This window comes from Paludisphaera soli (assembly GCF_011064595.1).
GTDB classification, from domain to species: Bacteria; Planctomycetota; Planctomycetia; order Isosphaerales; family Isosphaeraceae; genus Paludisphaera; species Paludisphaera soli.
Window position 1 is genome coordinate 268871 of the sequence record NZ_JAALJI010000004.1, and the last position, 14545, is coordinate 283415.

At 69.3% G+C, this 14545-nt stretch carries 12 protein-coding genes; 8 read left to right on the forward strand and 4 right to left on the reverse strand.

Annotated features, from left to right (window positions below):
* Positions 1–58 precede the first annotated feature (58 nt).
* Positions 59–1735 carry an ABC transporter permease gene (locus tag G6O68_RS07775; RefSeq protein WP_240911097.1) on the forward strand — a complete coding sequence of 559 codons (1677 nt, stop codon included), beginning with the start codon at positions 59–61 and terminating at the stop codon, positions 1733–1735.
* A 17-nt stretch (positions 1736–1752) separates the two neighbouring features.
* Here the strand turns inward: G6O68_RS07775 and G6O68_RS07780 are convergent, their stop codons facing one another.
* The 4 genes from G6O68_RS07780 to G6O68_RS07795 form a co-directional block, all read right to left on the reverse strand.
* Positions 1753–3654 carry a sensor histidine kinase gene (locus tag G6O68_RS07780; protein ID WP_165246424.1) on the reverse strand — a complete coding sequence of 634 codons (1902 nt, stop codon included), beginning with the start codon at positions 3652–3654 and terminating at the stop codon, positions 1753–1755.
* 37 nt (positions 3655–3691) lie between these two features.
* Positions 3692–4648: a hypothetical protein gene (locus tag G6O68_RS07785; RefSeq protein WP_165246425.1), complete on the reverse strand. Its 957-nt coding sequence runs from the start codon at positions 4646–4648 to the stop codon at positions 3692–3694.
* A 109-nt stretch (positions 4649–4757) separates the two neighbouring features.
* Positions 4758–5657 carry an endonuclease/exonuclease/phosphatase family protein gene (locus G6O68_RS07790; RefSeq protein ID WP_165246426.1) on the reverse strand — a complete coding sequence of 300 codons (900 nt, stop codon included), beginning with the start codon at positions 5655–5657 and terminating at the stop codon, positions 4758–4760.
* A gap of 40 nt (positions 5658–5697) precedes the next feature.
* Positions 5698–7872: a hypothetical protein gene (locus G6O68_RS07795; RefSeq protein WP_165246427.1), complete on the reverse strand. Its 2175-nt coding sequence runs from the start codon at positions 7870–7872 to the stop codon at positions 5698–5700.
* A gap of 213 nt (positions 7873–8085) precedes the next feature.
* Here G6O68_RS07795 and alaS point away from each other — a divergent pair, with 213 nt between their 5' ends.
* From alaS to G6O68_RS07830, 7 genes are all read left to right on the forward strand, one after another.
* On the forward strand, positions 8086–10710 hold the full coding sequence (gene alaS / locus G6O68_RS07800; RefSeq protein WP_165246428.1) for an alanine--tRNA ligase: 2625 nt from the start codon (positions 8086–8088) through the stop codon (positions 10708–10710).
* A gap of 159 nt (positions 10711–10869) precedes the next feature.
* The gene (gene rplM, locus G6O68_RS07805; protein WP_165246429.1) at positions 10870–11427 is read left to right on the forward strand and encodes a 50S ribosomal protein L13; all 558 of its coding nucleotides are present in this window, start codon (positions 10870–10872) and stop codon (positions 11425–11427) included.
* Positions 11428–11507: 80 nt separating this feature from the next.
* Complete coding sequence (rpsI, locus tag G6O68_RS07810; protein ID WP_165246430.1) at positions 11508–11918, forward strand: 30S ribosomal protein S9; 411 nt, start codon at positions 11508–11510, stop codon at positions 11916–11918.
* Between the two features lie 113 nt (positions 11919–12031).
* The gene (locus G6O68_RS07815; protein WP_165246431.1) at positions 12032–12499 is read left to right on the forward strand and encodes an SMI1/KNR4 family protein; all 468 of its coding nucleotides are present in this window, start codon (positions 12032–12034) and stop codon (positions 12497–12499) included.
* A gap of 57 nt (positions 12500–12556) precedes the next feature.
* Entirely contained in the window at positions 12557–12886 is a 330-nt protein-coding gene (locus G6O68_RS07820) for a hypothetical protein (protein ID WP_165246432.1), read from the forward strand.
* Positions 12883–13413, forward strand: coding sequence for a GNAT family N-acetyltransferase (locus tag G6O68_RS07825; RefSeq protein ID WP_165246433.1), 531 nt, complete (start codon positions 12883–12885; stop codon positions 13411–13413). Before G6O68_RS07820 ends, G6O68_RS07825 begins: the two co-directional genes overlap by 4 nt.
* Positions 13414–13524: 111 nt before the next feature.
* Positions 13525–14487, forward strand: a complete 963-nt coding sequence (locus G6O68_RS07830; RefSeq protein WP_165246434.1) for a DUF6882 domain-containing protein — start codon at positions 13525–13527, stop codon at positions 14485–14487.
* The last annotated feature ends 58 nt before the right edge of the window (positions 14488–14545 follow it).

Below are 14545 nucleotides of genomic sequence, written 5' to 3' on the forward strand. Positions count from 1 at the left end.
CCGATAGCGGCGTCGAGCGGCCCCTGGTCCCCTTTCCCGGCGGCGAATCGTCATGTGGATGCGCGAGAATCCGGTCCTGAATCGCGAGCTGTTGACGACGCTGCGGTCGCCGCGGTCGTTCGTGCTCCAGTTCGTTTACGTCGCGGCGCTGGGGGCGCTGGTGTACTTCTACTGGCCGGCGGGGGTGGACGACGGCTCGCGGATGGTGGGGCCCGGCGTGGCGAAGCGGCTGTACGACATCTTCTTCCTCGGCCAGTTCTGCCTGGTGGCGCTGCTGGCGCCCACGTTCGCGGCCGGGAGCATCACCGGCGAGAAGGAGCGGAAGACGTACGAGATGCTGCTGGTCAGCCCGCTCAGGCCGCACACGATCCTGATCGGCAAGCTGCTCAGCTCGCTCTCGTACCTGGTCATCCTGATCCTCTCCAGCCTGCCGCTCATGATCCTCTGCTACCTGCTGGGGGGGCTCCTGCTGTCGGAGATCGCGCGGAGCTACATCGTCCTGGTGCTGGCGGCGGGGACGTTCGGGCTCCTGAGCGTGGCCTGTTCGAGCGGGTTCGGGCGGACGAGTTCCGCGCTCGTGGTGAGTTACCTGGTGGTCCTGCCGCTGGCGGCGATCTGCGTGGCGTTGACCCGGGCCGACGACCCGTCGACGCGCGACTTCGCGTCGGTGGCGATCCTGCCGCCGGTCTGCCTGATGATCTGGACGGTCGTCGGCATCGTCGTCAACAACCGCCTGCTGCGGCCGTCGGACGTCGGCGGCCAGGGGGGCGGCGTGGTCGACGAGGAAGAAGAGATGAAGTACGCCATCGGCGTCGTCATCGACCGCGACGCCTTCCCCGACCGCCTCTTCGCGCCGGCGAAGCGGAACGACCTGATGCCCGACGGGACCAACCCGGTCCTCGACAAGGAGCTACGCAGCGAGATCTTCAGCCAGGGGACGCTGATGCTGCGGGTGGTGATCCAGGTGAGCATGCTGCTCTCGATCCCCCTGATGGCCGGGCTCCTGTTCCTGCGGTCCGACCTGGCGGCGTACTACGTGGCCTACGTCCTGACGTTCAACCTGCTGGTCGGCCCTGTCTTCTCGGCGGGGAGCATCACCCAGGAGCGGGAGCGGCAGACGCTCGCCCTGCTGCTGACGACGCTGCTGACGCCGGGCCGGATCGTGCTCGCGAAGCTGACGGCGGCCATGCGGGTCTCGACCGTGCTGACGTTCCTGCTGACCGAGCAGATCCTCCTGGCCTACATCATGCTCCCGGAGCTCCGGGGGCGGCCCTGGACCCTGATCGTCTTCCTGCTGATCATCGCGGCGACCTGCCTGACGACCTCGTCGGTCGGCCTGATGTGCTCGGCCCTGTCGCGGCGGACGTCGACGGCGATGGTGCTGTCGTACCTGACGCTGCTGATCCTGTTCGTCCTCCCCCTGGGCGTGCGCTGGTATTTGCAGGGCGTCTCCGAGGAGTACGACCTCTCGCCCGGCCGCCTGGCGCTGATCACCGTGACCAGCCCCTACGCCGCCGCGACGAGCGTCCCCATGCACGCCTACCGGCCCGGCGACGCCTGGGGCGGCGACCGGACCGATTTCGTCACGCCCCCGCCGGCCGCGTTCCCCGGCGGCTGGTCCGTCCCGGTCTGGCTGGTCTTCCTGGTCGCCTGCCCGGTCCTCGCCGCGGCCTTCACGGGCGTCGCCTGGATCGCCTTCCTCTGGCGTTGGTGGAAAGCCGGGGACGGGGCGTAGCGGGCGGGAGCGGCCCGTCAGGCCGGGGCCGCCGGTTCCCGCTCATCGGTCACGATTGGCGCGGGGGACGCGAGGGCGTCGGCGGGCGGGGCGGTCGGGAGCAGGACCGTGAAGGTGGTCCCCCGGCCGGGCGTCGAGGTGAACTCGATCGTCCCGCCGTGCTCCTTGACGACGCCGTAGCTGATCGTCAGGCCGAGCCCCGTCCCCTCGCCCACGGGCTTGGTGGTGAAGAAGGGGTCGAAGATCCTGTCGCGATCCTTCGCGGGGATGCCGCGGCCGTCGTCCGACACCCGGATCTCCGAGCCGCCGCCGACCTCGCGGGTCGCGACCAGGACGCGTCCGCCCGGCCGGCACGCGTCGATCGCGTTCGAGATCAGGCTCTGCACCACCAGGTTGATCTTCGCCGGGAAGCAGGTGGTGGGGGGGAGCGGGGCGAGGGTCGTCTCGATCGACACCCGGCGGTCGTCGGCGAGCTTCCGCATCAGGCGGACGGCCGTGCCGATCCCGGCGTTGAGGTCCACCTCCTTGAACTCGGCCTCGTCGAGGTGGGCGAAGTCGCGGAGGTCGGCCACGATCTTCTGGATCCTCATCAGGCCGACCCGCGAGCGTTCCAGCAGGCCGTCGAGGTTCTCCAGCACGAACGGCAGGTCGACTTCCGCTTCCATGCCGGTGATCCTGGCGTAGAGGTCCGCCTGGTACTCCTCCAGGGTCTGCGCGGCCTGCTGGTAGAGCTTGAGGATGTCGTGCAGGCCGCCGACCTCGCGCCGGAGGACGACGAGGTTGTTGGTGACGAAGGCCAGGGGGTTGTTGATCTCGTGCGCCACCCCGGCCGCCGTCTGGCCCAGGCTGGCCATCCTCGCCTGCTGGAGCATCCGGGACTGCGCCAGCTGCAGTTCGAGGTGCGCGCCCTGGAGGGATTGGTGGGCGTTGCGGGCCTCCCGGAGCGCCTCGGCCAGTTCGCCGTTGGTGCGATTCAGCTCGCGGGTGCGTTCCTCGACCTTGATCTCCAGCAGGTCGTGGGCCTGCCGCAGATCCGCCTCCGCCCGTTCGATCTGGCCGCCGACGCGGCCGGCGATCCGCTCGCAGATCATCCCGAAGAGGAGGATCGAGGCGGCGGCCAGCGCGGCCGAGGAGATCGCCGCCGACGAGGCCCCCGAGGTCGTCGTGATCAGGTGCGTCATCCACGACACGACGCCGACGGTCCCCACGACCAGGGGGAGGAAGATCCTCAGCAGCCGGGCCCGGATCGAAGGCCCGGAGAGCCGCAGCAGCGGGAAGGCCTCCGGCCCGGCCGCCGACGCGATCCCCGCTCCCAGGACGATGAAGCTGAGCGCCGTGTTCAGCGCCATGGGGATCGACTCGGTGCCGTAGAGCAGGGGGGAGTTCGGGCTGAAGAGGTATCCCAGCGCGAACACCAGGCCGGTCATCGCGGCGACCGCGCCGCAGGCTCCCGCCGCGTGGTCCAGCCACTTCGGCCGCGATGGACGAGACAGGACCGCGGTCGCCCCGCCGGACGCGACGAACGCCGCCGCCGTGGGGAGCGACATCTTGCCGATCGGCGCGAGCCCGAACCGGCCGCCGCGGACCCGGAAGAACCACTCGTCCACCTCGAAGCCGGCGCCGCCGGCGAACTCCCCCAGCCGCAGGGCACCGATCAGCGCGACCAGCACGCCGCCCGCGCCGGCGAACAGCCCCGACCCACGCCCGCCGAGGCCGATCGCGAACAGCCCGAAGCCGAGGACGATAAACGCGAGGGCCGTGTTGGGCGCCATCGGGATGTAGCTGGCCCGCAGGCCCAGCAGCAGGGGATGCCCCACGGCCCAGCCCGTGAGCGCCGCCGCCCCGACGAGCGCGACCGCCGCGCCGCAGGCCAGCGTCGGACGTCGGTACGCGGAGTTCGCGAGGTGCGTTCGTGTCACCGACCACCTCCGAGCAGACTCGCGACGTTCCGGGGGCTCACTCCGCCGCTTCGGCGGCCTTCTTCGGCGCGCGTTCGGCCAGCGTCCCGTCCTCGAGGTACCACATGTTGTCGGGGCCCTTCACGAAGCTCCCCCCCATCGCCAGGGACCAGATCGGCCCCTGCTCGCGGCGACCGCGCACGAAGATCCGCGTCGTCCACGTCGCGTCGATCTCGGTTTTGCCGCCGCTCTTCTCGGACTTGAACTCGGCGATCACGAAGACCAGCGGCGCCGAGCCCTTCACGCGACCCTCGCGGAGCTGCTTGAGCCGGCCCTTCCAGTACCGCTTGAAGCCCTCGAACGACGCGAACTGCGAGGTCGTCCGGCCGGCGTTCCCCAGGAGCAGCCACATCCGCTTGTAGTGCGGGAAGTGGTGCGAGAGCGCGGTGTAATAGTCCCGAAGCGCCTGCTCGGGGGTCATCCGCACCGGCCGCTCCAGCGTGATGACGATCGGGTAGAAGAGGGCTAGGCCGACGATCGTCCCGACTCCGAAGACCACGAGCGCCGCCGTGTACATCTCGGAGGCCAGGCAGAGCCAGAGCACGAAGAGCGCGACCCCCGCCCACAGGAGCATGACCGCGAACGTCGGGCCCCACTCCGATCCCCTCGACCAGACCTGGTCGACTCTCGACGCCGACTCGAGCCTTCCCGGCTTCCGACGATCCCGCTCCGGCGCCTCGCGGGCGGCCTCCTTCGGCCTCGCGCGGTCGGCGGCCTTGGCCGCGTAGGCGGACTCGGCGGCCAGCTCCCATTCGGACGACGGCGCCGGCGCGGCCGGCTTCCTCGGGACGGGGGTCGGGGCGTCGGCCAGGTCGAAGGCCTCGCCCCCGGGGGCGACGGTCGGCTGGCGGGGACGCTCGGACGGCTTCGGATCGTCCTGGAAGAGCCACTCGGCCGCCGCGTGGTCGGCGTCCTTCTCGGGATCGGGGTCGGGACCGGTCGGGGATGCGGCCATTGCGGTGCGAACCCCCTTGCGGGGCCTCCGTTCGTCGTCGAAGCGTGCAGGGCGTCGTCTCCATCCTTGCGGTCGGCGACCGCCCGCGACAAGGCCCGACCCGACGGGATCAGCGCGCCTCGAACTCGACCAGCACGGCCGCGTGGTCCGACGGCCAGACGCCGGCCGATTCGTCGAGACGCCTCGCCGAGATCGGGAAGATCCCGTCCCCTTTCCAGTACACGAAGTCGATCCGGTCCTGGATCTGGTCGGGGAACCTGGGCGACCACGTCCGGTCCTTCGCGCGGTCGACCGTCGGGTTGCACACGCGGTAGGCGTCCTGATACCCCGCCTCGGCGACGGCCCGCGTCACCGGCCAGGGGACGACCATCCCGTACTGGTCGCGAGCCACCTCGGTGTAGTCCAGGTGCGAGTTGCTGTTGAAGTCCCCGGCCACGATCACCGGCAGGCCCGCCGGCTCGGCGGTCTTGGCGGCGGCGCCTTCGAGGATCGCGCGGACCTCCTCGACGCGGCTCGGGCCGTCGTCGGCGACGAGCCTCTCGGCCGATCGGCCGTCGCGTGAACGAGGATCGGTCCAGACGTCGTCGACGTAATGGATCCAGACCGAGTACACGGCGATCGGCGGCCGACCGGGGGGCTCGATCAGCGCGCCGACGCAGTGGAACGGCTTGTAGACCGAAAGGTCCCTCCGGATCGGCCAGCGGCTGAGGATCGAGACGTTGGTCCCGCGCGGGTGGAAGTGGAAGCCCAGCTCGCGCGCGATCGCCTCGCCGCTGCCGTAGGTCTCGACCATCGCCACCACGTCGGCGCCGCTGTCGCGGATCACGTCGGCCACCCGCTTCTGCTTGGCGAGCTTCGCCTCGGGCGACTCCTCGTCCATCGCCCGATCGCCCCCGCGCCAGATGTTCCAGGTCATCACCCGGACCGTCCGCGGGCCCTCCTCGCAACGAGCCGAGGGGGTCGCGAGGAAGGCCGCAAGCAGTGGGAGCAGGGATCGGAGGCGTCGCATCAAGAAGCCCTCGAAGTCGACCTTCGGGCGGACGGTTCCGTCAGTCGTGGCGCCGACGGCAGGTGTAGGTGTCCCCTTCGCGGAACCGGAGCTTCAGGGGCTCGCCTTCCGAGGCGAACGTGTGAGGCTGGCCGGGGCCCTCGACCGTCCAGCGGCCTTCGGGCAGCCAGACGGCGAGCTCGGAGCCGTCGACGACCCGGGCGGTCAGGCGGATCCGGTCCGGCTCGGCGGCGAGGTCGACGACGTGGCCCCCCGCCTGGACGCGGGTGACGGTCAACGAGGGGACTTTGGTCGGCAGCTTCGGGGCGATCTTCAGGCCGCCGGGACGGGGCTCGACCCCCAGGAATCCGTAGAGCATGACCTGCGGCACCAGGACGCTCTCCATGAACTCCTGGTCCATCCCCAGGCCCCCCGCCGGGCCGCCGCCTTGCAGCGTCCCCCGGTCGGGCTTGGCGTAGTAGGCGCGATAGCCCCCCTCGGCCTGGACCTCGCCGAACCAGTCGAGGATGACGCGCAGGCGGTCCCAGGCGTCGTCCGCGCCGTTGGTGCGGATCCGGGCGAGCAGGTCGTAGTACGAGAAGCCCAGCACTGCGCCGCCGTCCTGCACCTGGCCGCCCCAGGGGATCTGTTCGGGGGCCGACCACACCCAACCGTAGGTGTCGACGTTGCGCCGGGTCGTGGAGCGGGGGCCGAACCGCCAGTGGTAGATGTCGGCGCCCTGCGAGGTGTCGCCGGCGACGATCCGGCGGCCGTCGAGCCAGTCGTAGATCGAACGGGCCTGGTCGGCGGTCCCCAGGCCGTAGGCGAGGGCCTCGGTGTTCACGAAGACGAATCCGTAGTCGTAGGCCTTGCCGTCGCGGTCGATCCAGCCGGCGAAGCGGCCGGTCTCGGCGTTCCAGAAGGTCGCGTCGAACTTCGCCTTAACCTTCGCGGCGAGGTCGCGCAGGTCGTCGTCGGCGAAAGGCTCGGCGTCGGCTGGGATCGCCCACTCGGGGTGCTCGGCGATCCAGGCTTCGAAGTCGGCGTGGCGGCGGAGGGCGTCGTACAGGTAGATGGTCGCCAGGCCGTCGTCGCCGCCGAAGGGGAGCAGGTCCCAGTAGTTGTTGCCGACCCCCGTGCCGTGGAGCAGCGTCTTCTCCCCGTTAGGGCCGAACGACAGGCCTGTCCGCCCGTCGTGCCCCGCCCAGGGGACGCGGACCAGATGGTGCTCCCGAACGCCGAACTCGCGGAGGGCGTACCGGAGCGCCTCGCGCGTCCGGCCGACGTTCGCCTTCAGGAACGCCAGGTCGGTCGTCCAGGCGAAGTACTCGTCGGACCCGCGCACGAAGTTGATGTTGGTGATCGGATGGCGGGTGTCGATCGCCGTGATGATCGACTTCAGGGTGACCACGGCCCCCTTCGCCCCGTCGAGCTGGAACCTGACGCCGGTTAGCGTGCCGTCGTATCCCGGATCGCGGTAGACCGGGACGTTCGCGAACGCCTGCGTGCCGGTCGCGGGGGGAGCGGCCATCGCAATACGGCGGTCGGCCTTCCAACCTTCCTCGCCCTGGAGCCGCCACGAGAGCGAGGCCTTCGCTCCCTCGCCCAGCCCCTCGGCCCCCCACTCCAGTCGGACGTACGGGGCGACGATGGTCTTGCAGGCGAATTCGGGCGTGGCGAGGCTCGCCGCGTCGTCGGTGATGCGGAGCTTCAGGCCGAGTTCGGGCGTGATCCCCTCAACGACGGCCCCCCGGAGCTCCCAGCCGTCGGTGGACGTCAGGGCCTTGGTCGGGAAGTAGTCCATCAGGTAGCCTTCGCCGGCCGTCGAGAAGTACCAGCCGGTCCCGCCGGCCTGCTGGAAGGTCGGGAAGGGCCAGCCTTCGCTGTGGGCCAGGCCGCGGTGTTGCTGCATCGCGACGTAACCCTCGTCGTCGATCCGTCGCGTCAGGAAGGCGTCGCGGTAGTAATCGCGCGCCGCCTGGGCCGAGGGCGGGTTTCCGACCGCCGGCCAGAGCGTGGCGTGAGGCAGCCACGAGTCCCAGAGCGTGCAGTTCGTGGCGGCCCGGCCGTGATGCAGCCGGAACAGCTCCTCGAGCCTCGCCATCGCGGGCTCCTCGCCGGGGACGACGAAGCGGGGGAAGTCGCCCGGGGCGGCGGGGGGCTCGCCGCCGATCGCCGAGGCGATCAGCAGGCCCAGGAAGACCGTCGAGGAGAGGGCGAGGCGGGGAGGTTTCATGGGGAGGGATCCGCGGGGTGGGGGAGGGGGCGGGCCGGCGGCCGGACGTCGAACTCCCCCTATACCACGGCCGATCGGCGCGGTTCCAGGCCCCATCGACGCCCCGCCGGGGTGCAAGCCGGGTTGTCCCCGGTCGCCTCGTCCTGCACAATGGTTCCCTGGCGCCCACGCGCCTCGCGGTGATCCCGTCCCCCGTCAGCTTGCGGACTTTCCATGAAAACCGACGACCTCCGTGAAGCCTATCTCGACTTCTTCGCCTCCAAGGGCTGCGTCCGCAAGCCGAGCGACGTGCTGGCGCCGAACGACCCGACGGTCCTCTTCACGCCGGCCGGGATGAACCAGTTCAAGCGCGAGTTCATGGGGTTGGGGGACTCTTCCTTCAAGCGGGCCACGACCTGCCAGAAGTGCATCCGCACTGGGGACATCGAGAACGTCGGCAAGACCCCGCGGCACATGACGTTCTTCGAGATGCTGGGCAACTTCAGCTTCGGCGACTACTTCAAGCGTGAGGCCATCCACTGGGCCTGGGAGTTCCTCACCAAGCGGCTCGCCATCGACCCGAACCGCCTGACGTTCACCGTCTACCAGGACGACGACGAGGCGTTCGACATCTGGCATAAAGAGGTGGGCGTCGCCGCCGACCGGATCAAGCGGATGGGCGAGGACGACAACTTCTGGCCCGCCGGCGCCCCGACGCAGGGCCCCAACGGCGTCTGCGGCCCCTGCTCCGAGATCTTCTACCACGGCGACGGAATCGAGGAAGTCGAGATCTGGAACCTCGTCTTCACCCAGTTCAACCGCGTCGGCCCCGGCCAGCTCGAACCGCTGCCGAACAAGAACATCGACACCGGCATGGGCCTGGAACGGGCCGCCGCCGCCCTCCAGGGGGCGAAGTCGAATTTCGAGATCGACATCTTCAAGCCGATCGTCGCCGCCGCGGCCGACGCTCTGGGGATCGACTACGCCAAGGTCGAGGGGACCCACGACGGCGTCCGCATCCGACGCGCAGCCGACCACGCCCGCACCCTGACCTTCTGCCTCCACGAGAACATCCGACCCGGCCCCGAGAAGCAGGGCTACGTCGTCCGCCGCCTCCTCCGCCGCGCCGTGCTCGACGCCTACCAGATGGGCCGTCGCGAGCCCTTCCTCTACACCCTTGCCCCGGTGATCGCCGAGGCCATGAGGGGGGGCTATCCCGAGCTGGCGGACAGCGTGCCGCGGATCCAGCACGCCATCCGGGACGAGGAGGAGAAGTTCCTCCGCAACCTGGAGAACGGCATGAGCCTGCTCAACGACGCCTTCCGCAAGACCAAGGCCGCCGGCTCCGACGTGATCTCGGGCGCGGACGCGTTCGACCTGCACTCGACCTACGGCATCCCCGTCGAGGTCACCGAGAGCCTGGCCGCCGACCAGAACTTGCGGGTCGACCAGAAGGGCTTCGAGGCCGCCCGCACGAAGTTCGCCGCCGTCTCCCGAGGGACCACCGAGGCCGCCGACGTCTTCGCCGTCGGCCCGCTCGACTCGCTGAAAGAGGCCTACCACAGGGGGAGCGAGTTCCTGGGCTACGCCGAGACCGAGGCGAAGGCCACGGTCATCGGCATCCTGGAGCAGGGGAGGCTCGCCGAGACCGCCGAGGCGTCCCCGAACGGCCCGCCGATCGCCCTGGTGCTGGACCGGACCCCGTTCTACGGCGAGTCGGGCGGCCAGGTCGGCGACGTGGGGAAGATCCGGGGCGCGGGGTTCTCGTTCCGGGTCGACGACACGAAGAAGGAGAACGACTTCTTCCTGCACCTGGGCCGGGTCGTCGAGGGGACGATCGACGTGGGCGCCGAGGCGACGGCGACGGTCGACCCCGAGCGTCGGCAGGCGATCCGACGCGCCCACTCGGCGACCCACCTGTTGCACAAGGCCCTTCACGAACACCTGGGCAAGCACGCCCAGCAAGCCGGCAGCAAGGTCGAGCCCGACCGGCTCCGATTCGACTTCTCCAACCCCGAGGCCGTCGGCAAGGAGCGGCTCCAGGCGATCGAGAAGACGGTGAACGAGCTGGTGATGACCGGCTCGCCGGTGAACTGGAGCCTGATGCCGATCGCCGAGGCCAAACAACTCGGCGCCATGGCCCTGTTCGGCGAGAAATATCCCGAGGTCGTCCGCGTGGTCCAGATGGGGGACTTCTCGCGCGAGCTTTGCGGCGGCACCCACCTGGACAACGTGGGGCAGGTGGGCCTCTTCAAGATCCTGGGCGAGGAGTCCGTGGCCGCCGGCACCCGGCGGATCATCGCCCTGACGGGCAAGGCCGCCCTCGACTTCGTCCACCAGGAGGAGGAGACGCTGGGGAACCTCTCGGCCAGCCTCCGCGTCCCCGCCTCGCAGGTGAACGACCGCGTCGCGGCGCTCCTGGAGGAGGTCAAGAACCTCAAGAAGCAGGCCGCCCAGCGCAAGCCCGAGGCCGGCCCCAAGGCGACCGTCGACGACCTGCTGGCCTCGGCGCGCGCCGTCGGCGACGACGCGGTGGTCCTCGCCGCCGTCCCCGACGCGTCCGCCGACGAACTCCGAGTGCTGGTCGACGGCCTCCGCCGCAAGCGCGACAAGGGGCTGGCCGTGCTGCTGGCCTCGTCGGGCGAGGGGAAGGTCCAGCTCGTCGCCGGGTTCACGAAGGACCTCGTCGACGCCGGTCGGCACGCCGGGCAGTGGCTCAAGAAGGTGGCCCCGGCCGTGGGCGGCGGCGGCGGCGGACGCCCCGACCTCGCCCAGGCCGGCGGCAAGGACCCCGCGAAGATCCCCGACGCCCTGGAGCTCGCCTGGGCCGTGATCCGCGAGGAAATGGGAGGGGCCTGAGCCCGGAAGATCGCCGCGACCGTCGCGATCGGGACGCCTGGCGCGGGTGACGAATCGTGGGTGCACCCTTGACGCCCGCCCCGGCGTTTGTAGGATGGTATTTTTCCAAGGACTGCGCGTTCCTGCGTGAAGCGTTTTGCGATTCAGGCGTATTTCCCCATGAAGTGTTACCAAGCGAAGACCGGCGAGCTGACGCCTCAATGGTTCACGATCGACGCGGAAGGCCAGGTCGTCGGCCGGCTCGCCGCCCAGATCGCCCCCATCCTCATGGGGAAGCATCGCCCCACCTACACGCCCCACATCGACACCGGCGACTACGTGATCGTCACGAACGTCGAGAAGGTCGTGTTCACGGGCGATAAGTGGCGTCAGAAGAGCTACCAGCGGTACACCGGCCACCCCGGCGGTCAGCGTGAAGAGGCGGCCTGGAAGCTCCTCGAACGCCGCCCCGAGCGCATCCTGGAGCTGGCGATCCAGCGCATGATGCCCAAGAGCAAGCTCGGCCGGCACATGATGGACAAGCTCAAGCTGTACGTCGGCCCGAACCACCCGCACCAGGCCCAGACCCCGGCCCCGCTCGAGGCCTACTCCGGCCGCCCGGCCCCCTCCGGCGCCATCATCGCCCCGCCGCCGGTCGAGAAGGCCCCCAAGGCCGCCCCGGTCGCGACCGAAGCGCCGGCCCCCGCCGAAGCCACGACCGAACCTTCGGCCGAGTGAGCCGAGCCCCCGCCGGAACGAACACGGACGGCCCCAGCGAGCCGGAACCCCCCCGACAGCCAGAGGTTTAGACCACAACCATGTCCGCGACCGCGACCGCACCGAAAACGTATACCTGGGGCACCGGCCGGCGCAAGACCGCGGTCGCCCGGGTTCGCATCGCCGAAGGCACCGGCCAGTTCATCGTCAACGGCCTGGACGCCCGCGAGTACTTCCCCCTGGAAGTCCAGCAGACCGACATCCGCGCCCCGCTCAAGGCCACCGAGATGACCGAGCGCGTCGACGTCTGGGTCAACGTCGTCGGCAGCGGCAAGCCCAGCCAGTCGGGCGCCGTCGTCCAGGGCCTCGCCCGCGCGCTCAAGGAGTTCCGCCCCGACATCGACGAGGCCCTCCGCGCCGGCAACTACCTCACCCGCGACGCCCGTATGGTCGAACGCAAGAAGTACGGCCACAAGAAGGCCCGTAAGAGCTTCCAGTTCTCCAAGCGCTGATCGCAAGAGCCAGAGGGTTCACACGAAAGACCAGCCGGGTTCCCGGGCGTCAGCCTTGGCCCTGGCTGGTCTTTCGTCGTTAGGCCGACCCTCGGAAGGGTGACGATCAAACGATGCCGCCGCACAACGCCCCCTCCTGGAAGTCGCTCTGCAGCGACCTGGAGCCCGACTGCGAGTTCCGGCGGCCGGCGACGGAGGACCAACTCGCCGCAGTCCAGGTCGCCCTCGGGATCCAGGTGCCGGACTCCCTCGGCGATTTCCTTCGTGAAACCGACGGGCTGATCGCCGATTATGGATCCCGCGTCGTCTGGTCGGCGTCGGATATCGCGGCTCGGAACCGTGAGATGCGGAACGACGGGCCTTTCCGCAGGCTCTACATGTCGTTCGAAAGCCTGTTCTTGTTCGGGGACGATTCGGGAGGGGACCGATACGCTTTCGTCATCCAGGCCGACGGCCAGATCCACAGGCGGAAGATCTTCCGCTGGGATCATGAGACGGATTCGCGTTCCTGGTCCGCCGGTCATCTGGAGCATTACCTCGAAAAGCGCCTGAAGGCACGCGAGGACGAACCTTTCTCGTAAGCATCCAGTGCGGACCTCGGGCGATCGGGCTAAGCCGGCCGTAGGGGCGTCACCTCGATGGATCCTCTGTCATCACTCGGCCTCGAAGAACTCTCGCCCCACCAGGTCGAAGCCGTCGTCGCCTGGTGGCGGCGGCTTTCCGAGGCTGATCGAGCGGAACTCTCTTCCACCCTCCCGGTCGAGGGCGGTGGGCATCGGGTGATCGGCGGCTGTTTCGCGCCGAACGACGACACATCCGGCTGGCCGGAGTGGTTCGTCGCCCGTTTCGAAGAGCTGGTGGCCCTCCCGGATCCGGCCTTCTACCAGCCTCCGTACTGGCGTCAATTCTTTATTGGCACCTCACCGCCCTGCAATCTGCGCTGGTCTGCGACGAGGCCGTCAACATGAGCGCTTCGCTCTGGTCCATTCGGCGGCTCGACCCGATCGACGACGCGACGGTGGGCCGGCTCGCCGACCTGCTCATCGACTGCGTCGAAGGCGGGGCCTCGGTCGGTTTCATGCTCCCGCTCACGCGCGAGCGGGCCGAGGCCTTCTGGCGTCGCGTGGCGCGCGAAGCGGCCTCGGGCGGCCGGATCGTCCTTGCTGCCGAGGATGCGCAGGGCCTCTGCGGCACCGTGCAGTTGATCGTCGACCTCCCCGAGAACCAGCCCCACCGCGCCGACCTGGCGAAGATGCTGGTGCCGCGCCGGGCCCGCCGCAGGGGCGTCGGCGAGGCCCTGATGCGTGCCGCCGAGGACGCCGCCCGCGCGTGCGGCAAGATGCTCCTGGTCCTCGACGCCGTCACCGACGGCGACGCCGCCCGGCTCTACGAACGCCTGGGTTGGGTCCGCGTCGGCGACGTCCCCGGCTTCGCGCTCATGCCCGACGGCTCACCTTGCAGCACGACGTATTACTACCGCGACCTCGGCCGCTGAGTGCCGTAAGCGAAGCGGTCTTCCTCCGTTGCGATCGTCTCGCTCAATTCTTAATCTCACGGCCCAGAGACGGTCGCCGTCTCTTTTCCAGCCATCAGGGAGCGGACCGTCATGGACGAGGCTATGGATCTCGAGGAGCTGATCAAGGCGGGTGTCGCTGAGCTACAGATGAAGACCCGATCCCATCGCGATGGCTGGGGGTTCGGCAAGTTCGAGCGATGGTGCATGGACACCCAGAAAGGTGAGCTGCGCTTCACCAACAAAGACGGATTCACCGCCACCTGCCCCGCGCAAGCGATAGGCACTTACAACCGCGACGACGGCGGTTGGCTGTGGGCCTGGGCGAACCCCTCTTTGCCCGACGACCTCAAACGCGACGTGTTCAAGGTCAAGGCTTATGGAGAGGAGCGAGGCCTCCCCCTCCTGACCGAGCCCAGGCTCAACCTCGGCGACGAGGCCCGCGCCTGGGAACTTGCCGCCCTCGCGGTCAAGCTGAACGAGGCGCAGGGAGCCTACCGCTGCCTGCTCGGCTCGACGGCGTTCTTCGTCTCGTTCGGCGAGGTCCGGCTGTCGAAGGCCCCCGGCGAGTCGCCGAATAGCTCGACGGGGATCCTGAATCACCCCATTGTTCGGATGTTCGCCTGGGGAGGTCTCGGGGCCGCTTGCGGCGAGGGCCTCGGCTTCGCATTAATCATCGGTCATGGTCCGGCGGCCGATCCGGCTCAGCTGGACGATCCTTTGCAGTTTGAATGGTATATGCCTTTGTTCCTCGTGCTGCTCTTTCTTCAACCGCTCGCGGGCCTAGTCATTGGTGCGAGGATCGGCCTGGCCTATCGTGATCGATGGACCAGGCGCATCCTCTTCGGCGGCCCTCTATGCGGAGCCTTGCTGGCGATCGGCGCGACCTGGCTCCTGAGGAAAGCCTTGCTCGATCCTTACAACGATTCTTTAAAGCTCGGTATGTTCGGACAAGTTGTCGGAGCCGTCCTGGGATGTGTGGCGGCTTGCCTCATCGACGAATCGAGACTGGTTTCCTCGGCTGCGGTCGTGAAAAGTTCGGAAGGTGTGTCGTGATCTGTAGACCGGGCCGCCGAGCGTCCTCGACGAGGTCCGGGTGCGCGGCCCGGTCGGC